This window comes from Armatimonas sp. (assembly GCF_964826245.1).
On the sequence record NZ_CBAYMC010000008.1, the window covers coordinates 1 to 23,017 of the forward strand.

Annotated in this window: 20 protein-coding genes; 11 read left to right on the plus strand and 9 right to left on the minus strand. The window is 58.7% G+C overall.

The features are described from left to right. The 5 genes from AC1XOS_RS01760 to uvrA form a co-directional block, all read right to left on the minus strand. The coding region (locus tag AC1XOS_RS01760; RefSeq protein WP_481960494.1) for an NAD-dependent epimerase/dehydratase family protein at window positions 1-433 on the minus strand (433 nt) is incomplete at its 3' end. Between the two features lie 125 nt (window positions 434-558). Continuing rightward, window positions 559-972, minus strand: a complete 414-nt coding sequence (locus AC1XOS_RS01765) for a hypothetical protein (protein WP_481960495.1) — start codon at window positions 970-972, stop codon at window positions 559-561. Next, a complete protein-coding gene (locus tag AC1XOS_RS01770) occupies window positions 969-1,217 on the minus strand; it encodes a hypothetical protein (protein ID WP_481960496.1) in 249 nt (82 codons plus the stop codon). The genes AC1XOS_RS01765 and AC1XOS_RS01770 overlap by 4 nt, the downstream gene beginning before the upstream one ends. Before the next feature lie 29 nt (window positions 1,218-1,246). After that, a complete protein-coding gene (locus tag AC1XOS_RS01775) occupies window positions 1,247-2,038 on the minus strand; it encodes a DUF4058 family protein (RefSeq protein WP_481960497.1) in 792 nt (263 codons plus the stop codon). Between the two features lie 9 nt (window positions 2,039-2,047). Further along, complete coding sequence (gene uvrA / locus AC1XOS_RS01780; RefSeq protein ID WP_481960498.1) at window positions 2,048-4,906, minus strand: excinuclease ABC subunit UvrA; 2,859 nt, start codon at window positions 4,904-4,906, stop codon at window positions 2,048-2,050. A 100-nt stretch (window positions 4,907-5,006) separates the two neighbouring features. Between uvrA and AC1XOS_RS01785 the strand changes: the two genes are divergently transcribed. The 4 genes from AC1XOS_RS01785 to uvrC all read left to right on the plus strand — a co-directional run bounded on the left by AC1XOS_RS01785 (window position 5,007) and on the right by uvrC (window position 11,204). Continuing rightward, window positions 5,007-6,146 (plus strand): cysteine desulfurase family protein, encoded by a 1,140-nt coding sequence (locus tag AC1XOS_RS01785; RefSeq protein WP_481960499.1) that lies wholly within the window; start codon window positions 5,007-5,009, stop codon window positions 6,144-6,146. A gap of 67 nt (window positions 6,147-6,213) precedes the next feature. Continuing rightward, entirely contained in the window at window positions 6,214-8,766 is a 2,553-nt protein-coding gene (locus AC1XOS_RS01790) for an MGH1-like glycoside hydrolase domain-containing protein (RefSeq protein ID WP_481960500.1), read from the plus strand. A 14-nt stretch (window positions 8,767-8,780) separates the two neighbouring features. After that, window positions 8,781-9,350, plus strand: a complete 570-nt coding sequence (locus tag AC1XOS_RS01795) for a Uma2 family endonuclease (RefSeq protein ID WP_481960501.1) — start codon at window positions 8,781-8,783, stop codon at window positions 9,348-9,350. 6 nt (window positions 9,351-9,356) lie between these two features. Further along, a complete protein-coding gene (uvrC, locus tag AC1XOS_RS01800; RefSeq protein WP_481960502.1) occupies window positions 9,357-11,204 on the plus strand; it encodes an excinuclease ABC subunit UvrC in 1,848 nt (615 codons plus the stop codon). Between the two features lie 141 nt (window positions 11,205-11,345). Here the strand turns inward: uvrC and AC1XOS_RS01805 are convergent, their stop codons facing one another. Further along, the gene (locus AC1XOS_RS01805) at window positions 11,346-13,979 is read right to left on the minus strand and encodes a [protein-PII] uridylyltransferase family protein (RefSeq protein WP_481960503.1); all 2,634 of its coding nucleotides are present in this window, start codon (window positions 13,977-13,979) and stop codon (window positions 11,346-11,348) included. 109 nt (window positions 13,980-14,088) lie between these two features. Here AC1XOS_RS01805 and AC1XOS_RS01810 point away from each other — a divergent pair, with 109 nt between their 5' ends. The 4 genes from AC1XOS_RS01810 (at window position 14,089) to AC1XOS_RS01825 (ending at window position 18,647) form a co-directional block, all read left to right on the plus strand. Next, entirely contained in the window at window positions 14,089-15,165 is a 1,077-nt protein-coding gene (locus AC1XOS_RS01810; protein ID WP_481960504.1) for a hypothetical protein, read from the plus strand. A 72-nt stretch (window positions 15,166-15,237) separates the two neighbouring features. Continuing rightward, window positions 15,238-17,238, plus strand: a complete 2,001-nt coding sequence (gene dnaG, locus AC1XOS_RS01815; RefSeq protein ID WP_481960505.1) for a DNA primase — start codon at window positions 15,238-15,240, stop codon at window positions 17,236-17,238. Between the two features lie 53 nt (window positions 17,239-17,291). Then, window positions 17,292-18,125: a sigma-70 family RNA polymerase sigma factor gene (locus AC1XOS_RS01820; protein ID WP_481960506.1), complete on the plus strand. Its 834-nt coding sequence runs from the start codon at window positions 17,292-17,294 to the stop codon at window positions 18,123-18,125. A 6-nt stretch (window positions 18,126-18,131) separates the two neighbouring features. After that, window positions 18,132-18,647 (plus strand): metal-binding protein, encoded by a 516-nt coding sequence (locus AC1XOS_RS01825; RefSeq protein WP_481960507.1) that lies wholly within the window; start codon window positions 18,132-18,134, stop codon window positions 18,645-18,647. A gap of 216 nt (window positions 18,648-18,863) precedes the next feature. On the opposite strand, the gene AC1XOS_RS01830 is transcribed toward AC1XOS_RS01825, so the two are convergent. Further along, on the minus strand, window positions 18,864-19,199 hold the full coding sequence (locus AC1XOS_RS01830) for a copper amine oxidase N-terminal domain-containing protein (protein WP_481960508.1): 336 nt from the start codon (window positions 19,197-19,199) through the stop codon (window positions 18,864-18,866). 14 nt (window positions 19,200-19,213) lie between these two features. Continuing rightward, window positions 19,214-19,594, minus strand: a complete 381-nt coding sequence (locus AC1XOS_RS01835) for a BON domain-containing protein (protein WP_481960509.1) — start codon at window positions 19,592-19,594, stop codon at window positions 19,214-19,216. 159 nt (window positions 19,595-19,753) lie between these two features. Between AC1XOS_RS01835 and AC1XOS_RS01840 the strand changes: the two genes are divergently transcribed. Further along, a complete protein-coding gene (locus tag AC1XOS_RS01840) occupies window positions 19,754-21,793 on the plus strand; it encodes an alpha-amylase family protein (protein ID WP_481960510.1) in 2,040 nt (679 codons plus the stop codon). Window positions 21,794-21,803: 10 nt separating this feature from the next. Here AC1XOS_RS01840 and AC1XOS_RS01845 read toward each other — a convergent pair whose 3' ends face one another. After that, window positions 21,804-22,058, minus strand: coding sequence for a hypothetical protein (locus AC1XOS_RS01845; protein WP_481960511.1), 255 nt, complete (start codon window positions 22,056-22,058; stop codon window positions 21,804-21,806). A gap of 341 nt (window positions 22,059-22,399) precedes the next feature. On the opposite strand from AC1XOS_RS01845, the gene AC1XOS_RS01850 reads away from it, so the two are divergent. Both AC1XOS_RS01850 and AC1XOS_RS01855 read left to right on the plus strand, forming a co-directional pair. Continuing rightward, a complete protein-coding gene (locus AC1XOS_RS01850; protein ID WP_481960512.1) occupies window positions 22,400-22,558 on the plus strand; it encodes a hypothetical protein in 159 nt (52 codons plus the stop codon). A gap of 1 nt (window position 22,559) precedes the next feature. Then, window positions 22,560-23,009, plus strand: coding sequence for a hypothetical protein (locus AC1XOS_RS01855; RefSeq protein ID WP_481960513.1), 450 nt, complete (start codon window positions 22,560-22,562; stop codon window positions 23,007-23,009). Window positions 23,010-23,017: the final 8 nt, after the last annotated feature.

Here is a 23,017-nt window from a genome sequence, read left to right on the forward strand (position 1 = left end):
TGATCGGGTTGCCGGTTCGGTGGTGCCACGTCCGGCACAGATCCTCCCCGATGACCTTGGTGACCGAGTACACACACCCGTGCCCGTAGGCCATCGAAGACGCATACGCCACGGCCTTCACCCCGAACTTCACGCACGCCTCAAGAACATAGAACGTCCCGTCCACGTTCACCGCAAAGATCGTCGCATCGCTCACCGGGGGAATATGGGCGCAGTGCCACGCCGCCAGATGCACCACCGCGTCGCAGCCCTCCACCGCCGCCTCAGCATCCTGTGGCGAGCGCGTGTCGCAGCGCACAAACTCCGCGCCGATAAACGTCTCACTCGGCGCTGACACATCCGCCATCCGCACCGCGTAGCCCGCCGCCAGCAGCTGCCGCACCGTCTCGCGCCCCGCCACTCCCGCTGCCCCCGTCACTAACACTTTTGTCATGACTGTACTTTACAGTATTTTCTTGAGGTAGCGCCCGGTGTGGCTGGCTTCGGGGCCGAGGTCGAGTACCCCGTCGGCGCACTTGATGACATCGAGGTTGTACTCAATCATCAAGACGGTGGCGGCTATTGCTCGACGCCCTCTTGCGGCTCTTCCCAAAGTGGGCGAGACGCGGCATGGTGCACACCGAGAAGTTGAATGGTGTCGGCGACGCCATCACTGTTTTGATCACGTAGCTCGTAGAGAAGAAACCAGACACCGCTACTGCTACGTCTGGTGCGTGTCTTGCCTGTCTGAAAACGGTGACGGTAGATGGCTCGCGAAAATGCGAGCGAGGCTTGCTCGTCAGGGTTGAAAGGTTTCTTGTCCGCGATCTGCTGAGCAATGCGCTGACAGAGTCCTGTGAGTTCTCGCTCCAATGCCGTAGTGAAGCGTTTTTCGACCCCAGCTCCAAATCCACGAAGCCAGGTGCGTGCTGAAACAATCTGCCGTCGTGCCTCATTGGTAGCAGAGAGTGCCAGCGGCTCGACGGCTCTCATGCAGCGCGAAGTTCGGCGAAGAGCGCCTCACCCGAGATAACGCGGCCTGCATCGGCGTCAGCAATGCTTCGCCCAAGAGCTTCCAGTTCAGCGGATGTGAGAGGCCGATCTGTCTCAGGATCATCGAGTAGCGAGGCTAGGGCCTCCAGAGCGACATCGAGCGCTTCGGCGGGAGAGATTCCTCGCGCACTGGCATAGGCAAGAAGACGCTTTTCGGTTTCAGGTTTTTCAATCGTCAGTGTCATGGCTCTACTTTACAGTATTTTCTTTTTTTCTAGCTATACAGCAACTCCTCAGCCCACGCGGCATCGCTAGGCGAGAGGCGCGGTTTGGGGGGAACAGAGTAGTCCACGACGCGGGCGAAGGGGCCAAGGCGACAGGCTTGCTGAAAGATCGCGGGGAGGTTGAGGGCAATATCCGGGTGGCCTTGCGTGAGCGGGACGACCACAACGGGAAGCGGGTCGCGGAGGGTGAAGGGCCAGCACTGGTAGACAGGGCCATTTCCCGCGCGGTGAAGGCAGATAACGTAGTCCCAGAAGCCGGTTTGCTCGGCGAGTGTTGAGGCAGGAATGGCGACAGTGTGCTTGCCGCCACGCAGGAGGTCTATTTCCAGTAAGTGCGTGTCACTATCGAGTAGCTCTGTCTGCTTTGCCCAGTACTCCTCGCGGCCCTCCCCTTCTTTGTTCGTCGGGCTGAGAACTTCGATAAAGGCCACAACATCGTGCCGTCCCCGCGTGGTCACGACACGCACCCGCGACGTGTGAATTTCCTGCGGCTCGACTCGAATCTCAAGCGAAGGCGAGGGAGCAAGAGCCACGCCTCCTGAGGAAGTAGCAGGTGCAGTCGCAAAGACAGGCCCGGAAACGGGGCGACGAACGACAGCAACATCGGGGTAGACCGAGTCTTGGGGCGGCAGAAGATAAACCTGCTCTTCCATTTCGGCAGCGAAGCCATCGGGAAGAGTTTGGTTAAGTTCCCCCGCGATGCAGGTAATCAGGGCGTGGTGCAAGTTGTGCCATAGCTCCACGCTCTCCAAGTAGGGGTTCATTCCAGGAAATGGCGGCATAATAGTACTTTACAGCATTTTCTTTAAGTAGCGCCCGGTGTGGCTGGCGTCGCATTTTGCGATATCTTCAGGGGTTCCGGTGGCGACGATGACGCCGCCGCCGTCGCCGCCTTCGGGGCCGAGGTCGAGCACCCAGTCGGCGCACTTGATGACATCGAGGTTGTGCTCGATCACGAGGACGGTGGCTCCAGCGTCTACCAGGCGCTGGAGGAGGGTGAGGAGCTTTTCGATATCGGCGAAGTGCAGGCCGGTGGTGGGCTCGTCGAGGATGTAGATCGTCGCGGCGTGGCTGCGCTTGGAGAGCTCGGTGGCGAGTTTGACGCGCTGCGCCTCGCCGCCGGAGAGCGTGGTGGCGGGCTGGCCGAGCTTGATGTAGTCCAGGCCCACATCGGCGATGGTCTTGACTTTTCTTGCGATACGCGGAACGGCCTCGAAGAACTCGACGGCCTCCCCGACCGACATGTTTAAGACATCGCTGATGTTCTTGCCTTTATACGTCACTTGCAGCGTCTCACGGCTGTAGCGCGCGCCCTTGCAGACCTCGCACGGGACGTAGACATCGGGGAGAAAGTGCATCTCGATTTTTAAGATCCCGTCGCCCTGGCAGGCCTCGCAGCGCCCGCCTTTGACGTTGAAGCTAAAGCGTCCGGGGCCGTAGCCGCGCACTTTTGCCTCGGGGGTGGCGGCGAAGAGATCCCGGATGAGATCAAAGGTGCCGGTGTAGGTCGCGGGGTTGGAGCGTGGCGTGCGGCCAATCGGGGACTGGTCAATGTCAATGACTTTCTCTAAAAACTCAATCCCATTGATCCCTGTGTGCGGTGAGGGCACCATGTGCGACCGATAGATCTCGTTCATCAGGCGCGGGTAGAGCGTGTCCTGGATCAGCGTGGACTTGCCCGAGCCCGAGACGCCGGTGACAACAGTCATCGTGCCCAAGGGAATCTGCGCCGTGACGTTCTTGAGGTTATTACCCCGCGCCCCGACGATGGTTAAGGAACGTCCGTCGCCCTTGCGGCGCTCGGCGGGCGGCTGGATCTTCTTGCGCCCGGAGAGATAGGCCCCGGTAATGGACTCCGGCGACTCCTTCACCAGCGCGGGCGGGCCTTGCGCCACCACGTAGCCGCCGTGAATCCCCGCGCCGGGGCCGATATCAATCAGCCAGTCGGCGGCCTCCATCGTCTCTTCATCGTGCTCGACCACCAAGATCGTATTGCCTAGATCGCGCAAGCGAATCAACGTCTCAATGAGTCTTGAGTTGTCGCGCTGGTGCAGGCCGATACTCGGCTCGTCGAGGATGTAGAGCACGCCCATCAGACCGGAGCCGATCTGGGTGGCGAGGCGGATGCGCTGCGCCTCGCCGCCGGAGAGCGAGCCCGCCGCACGGTCGAGGGTTAAGTAGCCCAGCCCGACGTTTTTTAAGAACCCAAGCCGTGCCCCGATCTCTTTTAAGATCTGCCGTGCGATCAGCTGCTCTCGGGCCGTGAGAGTAAGGCTCTCGACAAAGTCCACGGCGGCAGCAATCGAGTACGCCGTGATCTGCGAGATATTCTTACCACCAAAAAGCACGCCCAGCGCGGCGGGCTTGAGGCGCTGGCCCTTACAGGCGGGGCACGGGTTGTTTCTTCGGTACTGCTCCAGATCTTGCTTGATGTAGTCCGAGCTGGTCTCCGTCCAGTGGCGCTCCATAATCGCAATCACGCCAGGAAAGTCCGTGTCGAAGTGCCGCGTGCGCCCGAAGCGGTTCTTGGACTCCATCGTGACATTGCCCTTGATGCCCTTAAAGAGCGACTCCAGCTGCGCCTCGGTGAGCTTCTTGAGCGGGGTCTCCATCGTGAAGCCCAGCTTCTTGGCCACGGCGGCAAAGAGCGCGGTGCGTCCCTCGCTCATGATCTCCTTGCCCGATTTATAGACAAAGTACTTGATCGCGCCCTGCCCGATGCTCATCTCGCGATCCGGGGCGATTAACTCTGGGTCGAACTCGGACTGGGTGCCGAGGCCGTGGCAGGTCTCGCAGGCACCAAAGGGGCTATTAAAGGAAAACGTGCGCGGCTCGATCTCGGGCAGTGAGATGCCGCAGGCGGTACACGCAAAGTTCTCGGAGAAAAGCAGCTCCTCGCCGCCGACAATCTCCACCCCGACCAGGCCCTTGCTACGCTTGAGCGCCGTCTCGACAGAGTCCGCGACGCGCTTCTCAACGCCCGCTTTGACCACAATGCGATCCACGACAATATCAATGTCGTGCTGCTTGTAGCGGTCTAGGGTTGGGACGCTCTCTAAGTCATAGACCGTGCTGTCTACGCGAACTCTCGCGAAGCCCTCTTTTTTAAGCTCTTCAAGCTCTTTTTTGTACTCGCCCTTGCGGCCACGAATAATCGGCGCAAGGACCTGCAGGCGCGTGCCTTCGTCCATGGCCATCACCACGTCCACGATCTGGCTGGGCTGCTGCTGGGTGACGGGCTTGCCGCACTTGGGGCAGTGGGGCGTACCGACGCGGGCAAAGAGCAGGCGTAAATAGTCGTAGATCTCGGTGACCGTGCCCACCGTGGAGCGGGGGTTTTTCGACGTGCTCTTTTGATCGATCGAAACGGCAGGCGAGAGGCCGTCGATCTGGTCCACATCGGGCTTGTCCATCTGCCCCAGAAACTGCCGCGCGTAGGCCGAGAGCGACTCGACATAGCGCCGCTGCCCCTCGGCAAAGAGCGTGTCAAACGCGAGGCTCGACTTCCCCGAGCCCGAGAGCCCGGTAATCACGACCAGCCGATCGCGCGGAATGTCAATATCGAAGTTCTTAAGGTTGTTCTGGCGAGCGCCACGAACCACGATATGCGAATGAAGAGACGAAGAGGAATTAGACGAACGTGTGTTCACCCGGAGATTCTACCATATCTATCCACTTGAGACACCGCCGGTTGGAGGGGCGGAAAAATAAGACTGTCTGCATTTGTTTTCTCAGGGTATAATTTCTTCTATGAGCCAAGCTGCACTGTACCTCGACTACGCCGCCACGACACCGACTGACCCTCTCGTCCGTGAGGCAATGCTGCCCTTTCTTGGGGAGAGCTTTGGGAACCCGTCGTCGGTTCACCGCGTGGGCCAAGAGGTGCGACGCGCTCTTGACAATGCCCGCGATGTCCTCGCAGCGGCAATCGGGGCGGAGTCGGGGGAGATCTACTTTACATCAGGCGGCACCGAGGCCAATAACCTCGCCCTTTTTGGCGTGCTGATGGCCGCCAAAGAGCAGGGCCGCAACCATCTGATCACCAACCCCGCCGAGCACCATGCGGTTCTGGATGCCGCGCTCTTTGCCCGTGAGCTGGGCTTTGAGGTCACGATCGTTCCCGTGGACGAGTTTGGGATGCTGCACCCCGAAGCGCTCGCCGAGGCACTGACCGATAAAACGGCGCTGGTCTCGGTGATGCACGCCAACAACGAAGTGGGGACGATCAACCCCATTGTGGAGCTGGCAAAGCTCACGCACGAGCGCGGGGCGCTCTTTCACACCGATGCGGTACAGACCCTCGGGGCGCTGCCGCTGGATGTCACGGCGCTTGGAGTGGACTTGATGAGTGTGTCGTCGCACAAGATCTATGGGCCCAAAGGGGTCGGAGCGCTCTATATTAAAAGTGGCGTCAAGTGCTCCCCGCTCTTTCATGGGGGAAGCCAAGAGCGCCAGAAACGCCCCGGCACGGAGAATGTCCCCGGGATTGTCGGCTTTGGGAAGGCAGTTTCTTTGCTCCCTGAGTGGCGCGAGGCAACGACGGCGCGGCTCCTGCCACTGCGAGACTCGTTTATCACCCGCTTCCCACAAGCTTTTCTCAATGGTCACCCAACGGAGCGGCTGGCCAGCAATATCAATCTTTCGTTTGTCAAGCCCGATGGCGAGACGATGCTCCTGGCGCTGGACCTCTGGGGAATCTGTGCGTCGTCGGGCTCGGCGTGCTCGTCGGGGAGTATTGATCCGTCGCACGTGCTTACCGCGATGGGTGTCCCCCGTGAGCGTGCTCTCGGTGCGGTGCGGTTCTCGTTAGGACGGCATACCACTCCCGAGGAAATCGAGAAAGCGGTAGGAACCGTCCAGCGCCTGGTTGAGTCGGGACTTAGCCTGTAGAGCTCTTTCCGATGGGGCAAGAGATCCTCCGCCCTAGCCCCCCAAGAATAGAGGTAGAATTTTTCACATGACGGCTGAGCAACAACGCATTTCCGAGATGGCAGGCACACCAAAGACATGGCGACTCTGGGGGCCGTATCTGGCGGAGCGGCAGTGGGGCACGGTGCGCGAAGACTACAGCCCCAATGGAAGCGCCTGGGAGTACTTTCCCCACGATGATGCCCGCAGCCGTGCCTACCGGTGGGGCGAAGACGGCATCGCGGGGATCTCAGACATCCGCCAGCAGCTCTGTTTTGCCGTCGCACTCTGGAATGGGCAAGACCCGATCTTAAAAGAGCGCCTCTTTGGGCTGACCAACGGCGAGGGCAACCACGGCGAAGACGTGAAAGAGCTCTACTGGTACGCCGATGCCACACCGAGTCATAGCTACCTAAAATATGTCTATCGCTATCCGCAGCGGGCTTTCCCCTATTCGCAGCTGATCACGGAGAATGCCCGGCGCAAGAGTGATCCGCACTCCACGGAGTACGAGCTGACCGACACGGGGATCTTTGACGAGAGCCGCTACTTTGATGTAACCGTGGAGTATGCCAAGGCCGGGATAGACGACATCGTGATCTGTATCACGGCGCATAACGCCGGGCCGGAGCCAGCGCCACTCTGGATTCTGCCGACGCTCTGGTTTCGCAACACCTGGAGCTGGTCCCCTGAGACGCATCGCCCGACTCTCACGCGCCTCAGTAGCTCTTTGCTACAAGCAGAGCACGAGAAGCTGGGGGTTTATACGCTTGAAGCAGAGCATGACTTGCCTCTCTGGTTGACCGAGAACGAGAGCAATAAGCATAGGCTCTGGAATAGCTTAGAGAGTCCACACAATAAGAAAGATGCCTTCAACGAGAAGCTTATCTCTCAGGCTTTGAATGGCTGTGAGACCCAAGACACGGGAACAAAAGCGTGTTTTGTGGAGCAGCACATGGTTCCCGCAAACTCCAGTACATCGGTGTGGCTTCGCCTGAAGCAAGCCACCTCGGAGAGGGAGATCCCCATGCAGCGTGTGATGCAGCAGCGCAAGCAGGAGGCAGACGACTACTACGCCACGCTCGCGCCTCCTGAGGCAACGGAAACACTCAAGCAAGTGCAGCGTGAGGCGTTTGCCGGGCTGATCTGGACCAAGCAGTACTACCAGTTCGACGTCGACCTCTGGCTGGAGGGCGATCCGCTTCAGCCGCCACCTCCCAAGGCGCGAGAGGCCCAGCGCAACAGTACTTGGCATACGCTTAATGCCGCTGACATTCTCTCGATGCCGGACAAGTGGGAGTACCCCTGGTTTGCTGCCTGGGACACCGCCTTTCACATGATCCCCTTCGCGCTCATAGATCCGGACTTTGCCAAGCACCAGCTGCTCTTGCTCTGCCGCGAGTGGTACATGCACCCCAACGGCCAGCTCCCCGCCTACGAGTGGGCCTTCGGCGATGTGAACCCGCCAGTTCATGCCTGGGCCGCACTTCGTGTCTATCGGATCGAGCGCAAGCGCCAGGGCAAGCGCCGCGATGAGCCCGGCGACACGGCGTTCTTAGAGCGCATCTTTCACAAGCTTCTTTTGAACTTTACCTGGTGGGTGAACCGCAAAGACACTCAGGGCAATAACTTATTCGAGGGCGGCTTTCTAGGGCTGGATAATATCGGGGTTTTTGATAGAAGTGCGCCACTCCCCACGGGCGGCTCGCTGGAGCAGTGCGATGGCACGGCGTGGATGGCGATGTTTAGCCTCAACATGCTCGCGATTGCTTTAGAGCTGTGCAAGACCAATCTGGCCTACGAAGACGTCGCGATTAAGTTCGCGGAGCACTTTGTCTATATCGCCCACGCTCTCAACCACTCCGGCGTGCTCTGGGATGAGGCCGACGGCTGGTTCTACGATGCCCTGCGCCTGCCCGACGGCTCGACCCGCCGCCTGCCGGTGCGCTCGATTGTAGGCCTGATTCCGCTCTTTGCGGTAGAGGTGTTTGATAGCAAGACGCTGGAGGGCGTTCCGAACTTCACCAAGCGCATCAAGTGGTTTCTCCAGAACAAGCCCGAGCTCTGCGCCGAAGCCGCGCACCTTGCGTCGCCGGGCCAGAACGAGCGGGCGATCTTCTCGCTGGTCGGCCCAGAGCGTCTGCGCCGCATCCTCACCCGCGCTCTTGATCCGGCAGAGTTCCTCTCGCCGCACGGCATCCGCTCGCTCTCGGCGTGGCACCGCTTCCACCCCTTCACCCTCACGGTGGGCCATCAGGAGTACCGAGTCGCCTACGACCCCGGCGACTCCACCAGCGGGATGTTTGGCGGCAACTCCAACTGGCGCGGCCCGGTCTGGCTCCCGCTCAACTACCTGCTAATCGAATCGCTACAAAAGTTCGACTACGCCTACGGCACCAGCTTTCAGATCGGCGGCACCGATCTCTGGGGAGTCGCCACAGATATCTCCCAGAGGCTAGTCTCGCTCATCCAGTGCGAGCCGGATCATCCCCACTACCTCTTCCACGAGTACTTCCACGGCGACAGTGGCGCGGGCCTCGGTGCAAGCCACCAGACCGGCTGGACGGCGTTAGTGGCGAAGCTCATTGCCCAATCGAGTTGAGGTAAAATAGCCTCATGGCGACGGCGGAAAAGTTACTGAGTCTTGAGGAGTTCCTGGCCTGGGAGAAGGCTCAAACCGAGCGCTATGAGTATGTCGCAGGGAGCATCTATGCCATGGCAGGGATGTCCGACGAGCACAATCAGCTCTCGACCAATCTTGTCACGGCTTGCGCGGCGCATCTGACCTCGCCCTGCCGTGTCCGAGCAGAAGGGCTGAAGGTTCAGATCGGGGCGACGTTTCTCTATCCCGATGCCATGATTCTCTGCTCTCCCCCACTTTTCTTTAATGCCCGTCGAGACACGATTCTCAATCCGACGGTTATCTTTGAGGTTCTCTCCGAGTCCACGGAAGCCTTTGACCGGGGTGAAAAATTCCGGCGCTACCGTAGCTTGGCAAGCTTAAAAGCGATTGTCTTTGTTTCCCAAGATCGGATTTTAGTGGAGTGCTGGAGTCGCAAAGACGATGCCTGGCAAGCGCAAGAGTGGGAAACGATAAACGAGATTATGGAGATCGAGGCACTTAGCCTACAAGTTCCCCTGACAAAAATCTACGACGGCCTGGAATTTCTGGACTTGGTACAATAGTTCACCATGTCTTCGTCTGTGCCGCTGACGCTTGAGGAGAAGCTCAAGAACCTACCTACCAACCCTGGCTGCTACCTCTACAAAGATGTGGAGGGGCAGATTATCTATGTCGGGAAGGCGATTAATTTAAGAAACCGGGTGCGCTCGTACTTTCAGAAGTCGGCCAACCACACGCCCAAGACGCGGCGGCTGGTGTCGCATATCGTGGACATGGACTGGGTGCTCACGGACACGGAGCTGGAGGCGCTGATTTTAGAGTGCAATCTGATCAAGAAGCACCAGCCGAAATATAACGTCCGGCTGAGGGACGACAAGCAGTACCCGTATCTCATGCTCACCACCAGCGAACCGTTTCCCAGAGTTTTAATCACACGCCGCGTAAAGCAGGGCGATGGGAATAAGTACTTCGGGCCCTACACTAACGGCGCAGCAGTACGGGACTCCGTGGACCTGATCTACCGGGTCTTCCCGCTGGTGACGTGCAAGAAAGAGTGGACCAATAAGAAAGAGCAGAAGCCGTGTTTGTATCACCACATGGGCCGCTGCCCCGAAGCGCCGTGTGCGGGCCTCGCGGATAAAGAGCGCTACGACCAGACCGTCAAAGACACGGAAGTCTTTCTGCAAGGCCGCCAAGACTCACTGGCAAAGGCGATTCACCTCAAGATGGAGACGGCGGCAGAGAACTTAGAGTTCGAGCGGGCGGCCAAGCTACGCGATCAATTGGTGGCGATCAACACGATTGTCGAGCGCCAGAAAGTGGTCAGCACCACGACGGGTGACCAAGATGTCATGGCTGTGGTCGCCGACGAAACCGGGGCGGCCGTTCAGATGTTCTTTATCCGAGGCGGCAAGCTCATTGGCCAAGAACACTTCTTACTCGACGGCGCAGAAGACGGCGTGGCGGAGGCGACCGGCGAGTTTCTCAAGCGCTACTACCAGGACGCCAGCTACGTCCCCAGTGAGATCCTCCTGCCCGCACATGTCGAGGAGCTAGAGATCATCGAGAGCTGGCTGCGGCAGAAACGTGGCACAAAAGTGACCCTCTCCGTGCCCGAGCGCGGCGAGAAAAAGCGCCTGATGGAGCTCGCCTCAGCCAATGCGGAGCAAGCATTAACGCAGCTACGGGCGGCCTCGGCGGCGGAGCAGAGCCGCATTGACAGTGCGCTCCGTGAGCTAGCTGTGGCGCTCGGGATGCCCGAAAACTCCCTTAACCGAATCGAGGCCTACGACAACTCCAATATCCAGGGCCGCTTTGCCGTCGGCGGTATGGTGGTCTTTGAGCGGGGCAAGCCCAAGAAGAGCGAGTACCGGCGCTTTAAGATCCAGAGCCTCCCAGACAACACCCCCAACGACTTTGCCATGATGTTCGAGGTGCTCTCGCGGCGCTTCTCGCAGATGACCGAGGGCAATGTGAAGTTTACCCAGCGTCCGGACTTAATTATCGTGGATGGCGGCAAGGGTCAGCTCTCGGCGGCCCAAGACGCCATGAAGCAGTTTGGCTACGACTTCCCCATGATCGGCCTCGCCAAACAGTTCGAGCAGGTCTATCTCCCCGGTGCCCACGAGCCCATCGAGTTTCCACGCAACGCCCCCGCTCTCTTTCTCTTGCAGCGTGTCCGGGATGAAGTCCATCGGTGGGCCATCACCTACCATAGAAATGTCCGAGGCAGCGCCGCCAACATGAGCGTTTTAGACGAGATCCCTGGCATCGGCCCTCTGCGCCGCCGCAACCTCCTGAAGTTCTTTGGGAGTGTCGTCAAGATGAAAAAAGCCAGCGCGGAAGAGCTAGCCAAAGCCCCCGGAATGAGCGCCAAGCTCGCGCAAGAAGTGTTTGACTATCTGAAAGGGACGTAGCACCGCCGGTTAGAGCGGCGGTGCTGGAGAGCGCTACGCGCTACGAAGGCCATTCCGGCCATAATATTCGAAATTTTGTATGGGCGGCACGCCCTTTGTAGCCGAAGGCTCTCCAGTCCCCTCGTTCCAATCGAGGGGACTCTAACCGGCGGGACTACTCAGCGCTGCCTTCAGATCACCGCCCGTTCCCGGTGTGGCTTCGGAGAGATAGAGGGCGCAGCGGATGAGGCCGGCCCAGGTGGAGAGGCGGGCGGCGTGGATGTTCCAGCCTTGCGCGGTGACGGTGCGGAGGAGCGCGTGGATAGCGCCAGGGCCGCGGGGGACGACCACATCCAGCAGCGTTAGCTCATCGTCGGCGGGCTCCAAGCGCAGGTTCTGGGTCGTCCCCAGCGAGGGCTCCGGGCGACGGCGGCGCGTGAGGAGGTCATCTACCGTTTCTTCGCCGCCGAGAACTTTCCCCAGTGCCGTTGCCAGCTCGCCACGCATCTGGCGGTCCAGAGGGTGGTCGCGCTGGTCAATCGTCAGCGTGTCTACCACGATCGCGCGGCCACTTGGCATCGGGCGAGTGAACACTTGGGCAGCATGGAGGCGGATGTCGTAGGCATGGAGAACGCCGGTGATCTTGGCAAGCAAGCCCGGCTTGGGATCGTCGTAGGCCACCAGAGTGAGCTCCGTTTGCTGGGTGCCAGGAAGGGTTCGCAAATCGGTGACAACCCCACGCTCCGCCTCGCCACTCGTGAGCGCTCCGATCATTGCCAGGTGCAGGCTCATGGTCTCCAGTGGGATATTGAGCAAGTAGGCGGCAGGCATCGCGCTGGCATGCGCCTGCACGGCATCGGCCTCTTCGTGGGTCGCTTTGGAGGCGAGGCGACGACGAACCCGATCCCGTAAGCCATCCAAGCGCCGGGCTTCCTCATCAGGGTCGGCTTGCAACGAGTCGCTCTCCAGCGCCCCCATCGTCCGCCCAAAAAGTTCTTCCAAAAGCCGCGCTGTCATGTCCGTCCAGACCCCAGAGCCAACCGCAGAGGTGTCTGCCCAGGTCAGTAAGTAGAGCATCTTCAGGTGCTCCGCATCAGGAATTTGGCGCACGACTTCACGGATCGTCTCCGGGCGGCTTAGGTCACGCAGGCGGGAGATCTCCGCCAGCAGCAAGTGCCAGCGCACCAGAAAAACCACGCTTGTCGTGCGCTGGGGATAGGCTCCTAGGCGCTCACTAATTGCTGCCGCACGCTCCGCCCCCGTCAGCTCATGGGGCGCACGCGTACCGTCTAGCATCACGGGCCACTGCTTACCCAAGTCATGGAGTAGCGCTCCCAAATAGAGAGTCGCCGGAGACTCAAGCGAGGAAAAGACCTCACGATACGTCTCGGGAAGATCGGGATCCGGTGGAGCTTCGGGTCGGAGACGTACCAGATTGCGCAGCACTCGGAGCGTGTGCTCGCCCACGGTCCAGGCATGTGCAGGGTCGTAGGGCACCAATCCCATACAGGCTTCCAGCTCGGGCAAGAGTGCCTTCAGGAGCCCGGTGCGGTGCATTCGGCGCAGGGTCTGCTCCGCATCGCCGGGCTGCATCAGCAAGTTCAAAAAGCGTGTCCCTGCCTCGGTGGGGAGCCCTTCGCGTGCGACCAGCTCCTCGATGGCTTCAATCGTGGCGGGAGCTAGCTCTAGCTCGTAGCGCTGGCAGAACTCCAGCGCTGTGAGAGGCCAGTGTGGATCGGCGGCCACCCGGCGCGGCTCTGCGACGATCACCGTGCGGCGCAGAGACGCCAGCCCAGAGTCGGTGCCTAGGGCGAGAGGCGCTTCCAGGCAGCGCTGCATGATCTTATCCGAGAGAGCGAAGGCATCCTGTGCATGGCGGTAGTGCTGGCGCATGAACACCTCGACCGGAGGAACCTCTCCTAAGCCACGAATTCCCAGGTGCTCCGCAATCTCTTCCTGCCGTGTCGCGCTCAGTCGCTCTCGGCGCTCATTGGCAAGCAGGTGTAAAAGATTACGGACTTTATAGAGATGCTCCCGCGCCTCTTGAAGACGAGTTTTCTCACTCGCCGTCAGAATATGTCGCCGTACCAGCTCCCGCCAGAGCGAGTCGCCGGTCTTATCAAAGCGTGCTCGTGCCATCCAGAGCGCCGTCTGGATATCGCGTAGCCCCCCAGCTCCCTCTTTTAAATCGGGCTCCACTACAAACGGCGACTCCCCGACTCGCTGGCGAACTCTCTCACGCTCCGAAATTTTTCGAAAAAGAAAGTCCGCAATATGAAGGCCGGGGCTATAAATGCGGTCGAACCTTGCAAAGAGCGCTCCATCGCCAGCGATCACGCGAGCCGAGAGAAGTGCAGTCTGGGTCTGATGATCCAGCCGATCTCCTCCGATCTCTGAGATATGGCGGTAGGCATAGCCCACTTTAATGCGGGCACCGGCCATCAGGACATCCATCACGAGGCGAAAAGCCTCACGAAGAAGCGATGGGTCATCGTCGCGGTCCACTAAGAAGGTCAGGTCCACATCCGAGTAGGGCGCGAGTGCTCTCTGGCCGTAGCCCCCCGTGGCGAGCAGGGCAATCCCTTGAGGACTCTGCCCCGAGCGCTCCGAGGCAAGCACGAGCAGGCGACGCAAGACGGCATCGAGCAGATCGCTATGGGCCTGTGCCCAGCTCCGCCCCCCGGTATCGGGGAGCCAGCGAGCACGCAGCTCGGCACGAGCTTGAACGAGATAGTCAGTAAGAGAGCGCTCGTCGCGAAGAGTTGTTAGGATAGTGGTGTGGAGAGAATTGGACACGATTGAAAGTTTTATACCACTTTGTGCAAAATTCGGGTACAATGCCCGGCAATACGTCCAAAGTGTGATGCTCCCTGAGGATCGGGGAGAATTTAGGAGGATGAGGTTAATGAAGTTTCAGAAGGCACTATGCCTAAGTGGAGTGGCGCTGGTGGTGGCGGGAATGCACCCCGCTCAGGCGCAAAAAGATGGTATTGAGCGCAACCTTGCGGGCATTCGCATCAACTCTTCAGCGAAGAGCATCTTATCTATTTTCGGCAACCCGAACGACATTCAAATCGGCGATGTCGCGGTTCGTCCTCCCACACAAGCAGGCGGTCAAGGTCAGCAAGGCCAAGGTGGCATGATGGGTGGCGGCGGTATGGATGGTGGCATGATGGGTGGCCCCAGTGGGATGTCGGGTTCCATGGGCGGCATGATGGGCGGTAGTAAGATGGGCGGCCCCAGTGGAATGTCGGGTTCCATGGGTGGTCCCAGTGGAATGTCGGGTTCCATGGGCGGCCCCAGTGGGATGTCGGGTTCCATGGGCGGCCCCAGTGGGATGTCGGGTTCCATGGGTGGCCCCAGTGGGATGTCGGGTTCCATGGGTGGTCCCAGTGGAATGTCGGGTTCCATGGGCGGCATGATGGGCGGTAAGATGGGCGGCGGTCCCAGCATGGGCGGCTCCAGTGGAATGTCGGGTTCCATGGGCGGCATGATGGGCGGTCGTGGTGGCATGATGGGCGGCGGTGATATGGAGGGCGGTGGTATGGGAGGCCCTGGGAGTATGGGTGGCGGCATTGGTGCCTTTGGCCAGACTGTCTCTTCCTCCACACTTCAACAGGAAGTGACCTGGAGCTACTCTATGAAGGCGCTCGACGCGAAAAAGCAAAAGCAAGCTATTGGCTACGACTTCCTTGTCTCCCCCGAAGGAAAAGTCTCCCAGATTCGCATCACGGGCTATGTTCCCCGTACTCGCAATGACAAGAGTGCGAAGGGACTCACTCTTGGCTCGACCTACAAGGACCTGATCCGAACCTACGGTTCGCCCAAGTCCGTGATGAAAAGTGGTGAGCTCCTCGTGTGCTCCTACCCTAAGCAGCACATTGAGTTCCAGCTCATGAACATGAAGTATGTCAACGGCTACACCGATCCCTATAACGGTATCTACAAAGTCGTGGCGATTCAGATCAACGCAACCGAGTAGGAAAATCTCGAAAGCCCCCGGCGCGAAGTTTCGTGCCGGGGGCTTTGCTTTTTGGGGTATGATGAGTTCCCCATGGAGCTAAGTGAAAAAGATGAAATCCGCCAGCGCGTTGATCTGGTCGAGTTTATCTCGCGCTACACGGCTCTGAAGCGCTCCGGGCGGACGTTTAAGGGATTGTGCCCCTTTCATAATGAAAAAACGGCGTCGTTTACCGTAGATCCCGATCGAGGCTCGTGGCACTGCTGGGGTGGTTGCTCAACGGGTGGCGATATCTTTGCCTTTGTGATGAAGGCCGAGAGCCTCACGTTTCCCGAGGCGGCGGAGCGCTTAGCCAGCATCGCTGGGGTAACTCTTACCTACAAAGGCGGCCAGGACCCTTCGGAGGCAGCTCGTCAGCGCGATGAAAAAGAGCGGCTCTATAGCGCCAATGCGGAAGCCACACGTTTTTTTCGCAACTTTCTCGGGAAAGCAAAGCTGGCACAAGACTATATCAAAGAGCGCGGTCTTGCCCACGAGACTCTGGAGAACTTCCAGGTCGGCTATGCGCCCGACGAGTGGAGCGCCCTCTCTCGCTATCTTCAGGGGCGCGGTGTCTCTATGGACGATGCGGAGCAAGCGGGCCTCAACTTTCCCTCGCGGCGAATTCAGGGCGAGTTCACCGATAAGTTTCGCGGGCGACTGATCTTCCCGATAATTGATGTTCAGGAGCGCGTCGTGGCGTTTGGCGGGAGGATCATCCCCAACCCCGACCTCCCACCTGATACCAATGTCGGGCCTAAGTACTTAAACTCGCCCGAGACCCCTGTCTTCTCCAAGAGCCGGATTCTCTACGGCCTCAACCGTGCCCGAAAAGCGATTAGCGATGCAGACCGGGTGCTGGTGGTCGAGGGCTATATGGATGTCATCGCGGCGCACCAAGCCGGGATTGAGAATGTGGTTGCGACTCTGGGAACCTCGCTCACGGATGAGCATATTCGCATCCTGGGGCGCTACACCAAAAATATCCTACTTTCCTTTGACTCCGATGAAGCGGGCGTTCGGGCAGCGCTCCGGGCAGCGGAGCTGTTTACCGCGCATGGCCCCGAGTTTGCTCTCCGAATCTTGGCGATGCCGGAGGGGGACGACCCCGACTCCATGCTGAGACGGGGCAATATCGCAGGTTTTCGCAAAGCCATGGACAGTGCACGTGGCGTCCCCGAGTTTCGGATAGATGGCCTCAAGCGCCACTTCGATCTCACTGATGAGCAGGGCCGGATGAACTACTTACGTGAGGCCGTTCCCATTCTGGCGGAGGTGCGCTCGTCACTGGAGCTGGACTTGCTGGTGCGACGGCTCGCACCACAGCACCCGTCGTTTGGCTCGGGGACGCGTGCGGAGGCCTCGATCTTGGCGGAGGTGCAGCGCTGGCGCTCACAACGTCCTGGTAGCACGTCCCCCCAGAGCGAGGATGTCTTGACCCCCACCCCACCACGCCCTCGCTACGAGCGTGGCGCGGGAACTGGGAACGGAGGCGGCAGTAGTGGTGGCTGGCAAAAAAATAATAACAATAGCGGCTGGCAGCAGCGCTCGCGGTACAACCAGCCCCCCCCGCGCCCCGAAGCCCCTCTTGCCCCGCCAACCTCTGCGATTGAGAAGGCCGAACGTGCCGTGCTGCGCGGCCTGCTCACCGACGAGTGGCGGCCCTTGGTTCTGCGCGAGCTGGATCGGGCCGCACAGGCGCTGGCTTGTCTTCCCAGCGAGCTTCTGGCGCACCCACAAGCACAGCGTCTGGTGGATGCCCTCTATCCCCTGCTCTCAGGCCGCGTCTCGCTCCAGCGTGCACTGGACCAGCTTGCCGACCAGGAGCTGGCCTTTTTCGCCTCGAATTACACCATCTCGACCTCAGGGGATGCCCCACTTTCCGAGCAGGCCCTCCGTGATTGTATCCATGAGCTGGTTCTCAAACACCCTCCACAGAATATTCGTCTGATTCAAGAAAAGCTGGCAGGAGGAATTAGCTTGACTAATGAAGAAATGATGGATCTAACCGCTTGGACACGTGCCAAGAAGCGGGTTGGTGAAGCAAGCCCTTGAAAACACGAATGCCTTTTGTAAGCGACCTGTCCTTTTCCAACGAGTCGTCCGACATGCCTGAGGATAGCCTGGGTGGCTGGCTCAACATGATCGGGCGTGGCCGCCTGCTGACTCTGGACCAAGAGATCCGGCTGGCACAGCGGATCGAGCGAGGAGATGAAGTCGCGCGTGCGCGTCTGACAGAGGCAAATCTTCGCCTCGTGGTCTCCATTGCACGCCGCTACCAAGCCCGTGGGCTGACCCTGGCGGATCTGATTCAGGAAGGCTGTCTCGGGCTTATCCGTGCCGTCGAAAAGTACGACTGGCGCAAGGGCTACAAGTTCTCGACCTGTGCGACTTGGTGGATTCGCCAGGCGATCCTGCGCGCTCTGGCGGAGCAAGGTCGCACCATTCGGCTCCCGGTGCACGTTATTGAGTCTATCCAGCGTGTCCTGCGCACCAGCCAGCTCCTGCGCCAGGAGCTAGGGCGCACTCCCACGGTAGAGGAGCTCTCTTTTCAGCTTCAGATGCCGGTTAACCGCGTTCAGGAGACCCTACGTGCGCTCCCCGAGACTCTCTCTTTAGACGGCTCCTCCGGCGAGGACTCGGAGCAGGCCTGCCCTCTTGATTTCTTAGCCGATCCCAATGCGCTGAACCCCACCGATGCGGTGAGCCATCGGCTCCTGCGTGATCAGCTAGAGAGGGCACTAGCGCTCCTCACCGAGCGAGAGCGGGATGTTGTCGTGCTCCGTTTTGGCCTGCGCGGCGATGGCACTCCCCAGACCTTGGAAGAAGTAGGCCGCCACCTGCAAGTGACCCGCGAGCGTGTCCGACAGATCGAGAGCAAGGCAATGGGCAAGCTCCGTAGCCCCGACTGCCTGCATCTGCTGCGCGAGTTTACCGGGTAGCTCGCCATGCCCTCCGGGAAAGTCCACGACAAAATCACCTTGGTGGGCGCTATTATCGCTATCCCTGTTTGGTGGTACTTAACCCCGGCTCCGCAAAACGGGGCTATTGGAGGCACGCTGGTGGTCTCCACTCTGTTCTCAGGCTGGTTGCTCTCTCCCGATCTTGATCTAAACTCTTCGATCTACAAGCGCTGGGGACCGCTGCGCTTTTTATGGTACCCCTACCAGAAAATGATCCCCCATCGCTCGTGGATCTCGCACTCGTGGTTTCTCTCTCCTTTGATGCGTGTGGGCTATCTGCTTGTCATGACATGGCTTATGTCCTGGGCGATGCTCTGGGGAATTCGCCAAGCATCAGGTCTAGGGCCAGGTGTGCCAGAAACCACTCCTTTAGACCTCGTTCAGTCACTTTATAGTCGCTATCCACAACATACACTGATGACTATACTTGGTCTAATCTTCGGCACCGCGCTTCATACAGGTGCAGATACCCTATATAGCTCTCTCAAAAGACGTCAATAACATCCGAACGATGTGGCAGGCAATGTGGTTGGAGCAGCGACCGACAAAGCGGATGATCTCGCAGGTGATGCCGTCTCAGGCACTCCCAAGTGGCTTATTCCCGGACTCATTGGTCTGGCTATCATAGCACGTGCGGCGTTCATTGGGTTGCCATGCCCCACAAAAAACGCTGGAGCAGTTCTCTGCCCCAGCGCTTTCCTAGGTTTCGCCTCGCGCCTAAGCGGCGTCTAGTGAGATCTGTGAGCCCTCTACCAACATTTTGTAGCCGAGCTTCTCAAAGAGACGCACCGGCACAAACATCATATCGGAGTCAATAAACGGCGCGGCCTGGAGTTCCAGAGGCATTCCGTTGATATCCACGATGGGATTATCAGCTTGAACCTGAAGATCGTACTCGCCTAGCTTGATCTTTGCCACTTTCAGGTCGTTGTCAAAGTCAGCATAGCCCCCAAGGGACTGCGCAACATTGGCAAGCGGCACAAAAGTAGTTCCCTCACCCAAAATGGGCTCCGTGATTCCATCGATATCAAAACCATCAATCTTGTAGGGCATAGTTGCCTCCTAATTTATTTGGTGATGATCTTGTTCATCAGTGTGGTGATACCTGCGGTTTTCGCAAGCTCTTCTGCCTTAACCTTGAGTTCCTGATTCGCAACGGTTCCCGTCAGAGCCAGCTCACCCTTGTCGTTCTTGACAACTTTGACACCTTCGAGACCAGGAACGGCATTGATTGTCTTGGTAATGGCTTCCGTATCAATCGCGCCTGCAGCCATCTTGCTACCAGCATCTGCCATCTTATCGCCAGCAGCGGCCATCTTACCACCGGCATCTGCCATCTTGTCACCTGCGGCAGCCATCTTGTCACCTGCGGCAGCAGTCGTATCCGTAGCAGCTTCTTCCGCCTTGGGACAGCCCATGAGAACAACCGAGAACACGGACAACGTCACAGCAAACAGAGCAAATTTTCTATACATGGTGTATTCCTCCTACCCAACACAGCCTAGCTGTTTTTTCTGTTTTTGTCAAGTATTTTCTGTTTAAGTTTAGCAGTAATAACCAATTATCACCGCTTGCTACCAGCACTATTTTTTGGCATAATGTGCCCCATGACACTCACTCCCGACTGGCTTGTCCAGCCCCCTGCGCTTCGTGCCGAAGTGCTGATAAAGGAAGAGGCAGGTAGCAAGACACTTCAGCTCCAAAATGGCCTTGTCCGGCGGGTCTTTCGCCTCTCCCCCGATGCCGCCACGGTGCGCTTAGACCACTTGCTAACAGGCGAGGCGTTTCTGCGCTCGGTTGGGCCCGAGGCACTGGTCACGATTGATGGGAAAGAGCTTGCGGTAGGTGGTCTGACAGGGCAGCCCAACCAAGCCTTCTTAAAGCCTGAGTGGCTTCCTCAGCTCAAGACCAGCCCTGAGGCGCTGCACTTTACCAGCTTCTCCGTCGGTAAGCCCACTCCCCGCTTTGCGGCGGCAACAGCTCCCTCGGGTGTCTCTCTGGACTTGAGGTTTTCCGCCTCCCGCCTCGCCGTAACGGTTCACTACGAGCTCTACGATGGCCTCCCTGTTTTTGCCAAGTGGCTGACGATCACCAACACGGGCAGTCAGACTGTCCGACTGACGACGTTCACCAGCGAGCGGCTTGCCTTTGTGGAGCCTGAGTCGGTGGTGGATAAGATCGAGCGCTGGGAGCAGCCGAATTTTTCAGTCTCGACGGACTACAGCTTCGGCGGGATGGGCCAGAGCAACTCCAATAAAACGGTTCATTTCGTGCCCGACCCCGCCTACCAGACTCAAGTCAACTACGAGCGCCAGACGCCATGTCTACTGGAGGTGCGCCCGCCCTATGGCCCCGACATTGACCTTGCCCCCGGAGCCAGCACCGATAGTTTTCGGACATTTCTGCTCCTCCACGACTCTACAGAGCGGGAGCGCAAGGGGCTGGCTCTGCGCAAGATGTACCGCTCACTGGCTCCCTGGGTTTTAGACAATCCACTTCTGCTCCACGTGACAACCACCAACCCGGAGACAGTCAAGACGGCGATTGACCAGTGCGCCGAAGTTGGCTTTGAGATGGTGATTCTGAGCTTTGGCAGTGGCCTGAACATGGAAGATACCTCGCCACAGAATATCGCCAAGTTCAAAGCGCTGGCCGACTATGCCCACAGCAAGAAAATCCGTCTGGGCGGCTACTCGCTTCTGGCCTCACGGCGGATCTCCGATGAGCACGATGTGAAAAATCCCAACGGGGCGATCTTTGGCAATAGCCCGTGTTTGGGGAGCAAGTGGGGAGTCGAGTACTTTGAGAAGCTCAAGAAATTTCTCAGCGAGACAGGCTTTGATATTCTAGAGCACGATGGCAGCTACCCCGGCGATATCTGCTCCGCGACAAATCACCCCGGCCATAAAGGCCTCGCCGACTCGCAGTGGGCTCAGTTTATGCAGATTCGGGACTTCTACCACTGGTGCCGTAGCAAGAATATCTACCTCAATGTCCCGGACTTTTACTTCCTCAATGGCTCCAACAAGACCGGCATGGGCTACCGCGAGACCAACTGGAGCTTGCCCCGCGCCGAGCAAGTGCTCCACGCGCGCCAGAATCTCTTTGATGGCACCTGGGAGAAGACCCCGAGCATGGGCTGGATGTTTGTGCCGCTGGTGCAGTACCAAGGCGGTGGCGCGGCAGCGACCATCGAGCCGCTCCGCGAACATCTCCCTGACTACGAGCGCCACCTCCAGAACAATCTTGGGTACGGTGCACAAGCCTGCTACCGTGGCCCGCGCCTCTACGACTCGCCAGAGACCAAGGCTCTGGTCGCAACGTGGGTGAGCTGGTTCAAAACCCACCGTGAGATTCTTGAGAGTGATGTGCTCCACCTACGCCGCCCTGATGGCCAGGACTGGGACGGCGTGCTCCATGTCAACCCTAGCCTCAAAACCAAAGGTATGGCCGTGCTCTTCAACCCTACCGACCAGCCCCTCACCCGAGAGCTGCGCTTGCCACTCTACTACGCTGGGCTCACCAAAAGTGCCAAGCTGAAAATCGGAGCAGGGAAAGCAAGTACGATCCGCCTAGAGCGGGACTACTCGGTGACGATCACAGTAACCATTCCCGCCAGCGGCATGCAGTGGGTGACGGTAGAGTAGCCCGCTCCTCTTAGTTTGTGAGCTTTCGACGGTGCTGGCGGTACTCACGCTCTAGCTGGGAGACGAAGTTTCGCAGCCAGTCCTGTACCCAGTCGTTGGTTGCGCCCATCAGCGGCAAACTCTCCCGCTCACGGGCGATCCGTAAATTGGTGATACCCGCGTTGCGCAGTGCCTGGATATGGGCCTCCCGAATCCCACTCACCTCCATCATGCGCTCAATGGAGCACCGAGTAAGCTGCTCCTCAACCCATTCCTTCTGGGTCATTGCCAACACAGACTCCAGAACTGGATTTCTCTCCAGCTCCTTTGGCATTGGCAGCACAGCGTTTGAGCACGACTGTCGAAAAAGCGATTTGAACCATTCCATACTTTCAATATCAGTTCAACAACTTTTTATGTTCATAGTAATTTTATTTTTTCTTGCCTATCTCGTGCCCCGCTTTTGAGAACTGAGCGCACTTTTTCAAACCACGAACTCTCGCCGAGCTGATGTCGCCTAATGGCTACCTAGAGGTTCAGATTCACGGTGGCATGACCGTGGATGGTATCGAGTACGTCGAGGTGCGCCACGATATAATTTCAGAAAGAGAAAACAGTGCAATGGTTATGCAAACGCAACCTGCTCAGATCGGCCCAGACATGAACCCGGATGCCCGGCTTGACGAAGTCCTGGCGCGTTTCCTCTGCGTGCACCTCATCACCGACAATGGCCTCAGTCTCTTCCGACTAATCCCAGCCGATCTACTCACCCCTTTGCCATCCTAAAATGCCTAACATCTCCCCTCCTTTACCAACGATAAGTTTCTTACATCCTGCGCTTAAAGAGCTTCTTGATGAGCACCTCACAGAAAATGGTGAGCTACTGCCTCCCTGGAAAGCCTACCCAACCTACGAACGCTATAGCCTTGGTTGGCGCATGGGGGAAGGACAAGATTTTATCCATTTATGGCACGACCTTCTCCAATTGTGGAACATAGAAACCCGCTTGGAGTACTTCCGTTGTCACCTACCGCTTCCACTCCCGTGGCTTGACTACGTAGCCCTTACCTTTGGCTATGAGGACAAAGATTCTTCGCTCCTCCGAATTGAATCTGCAGAGCACGCCCAACAGATAACTAGCGATCCTACGCATTTCTCAGGCATCCGCTGGCTCGCCAGCCAAGGGCTGTGTGATTTCGACGAATTTGTGGCCTGGCTTCGCTCAGAATTTTCTTGAGCCTGGAG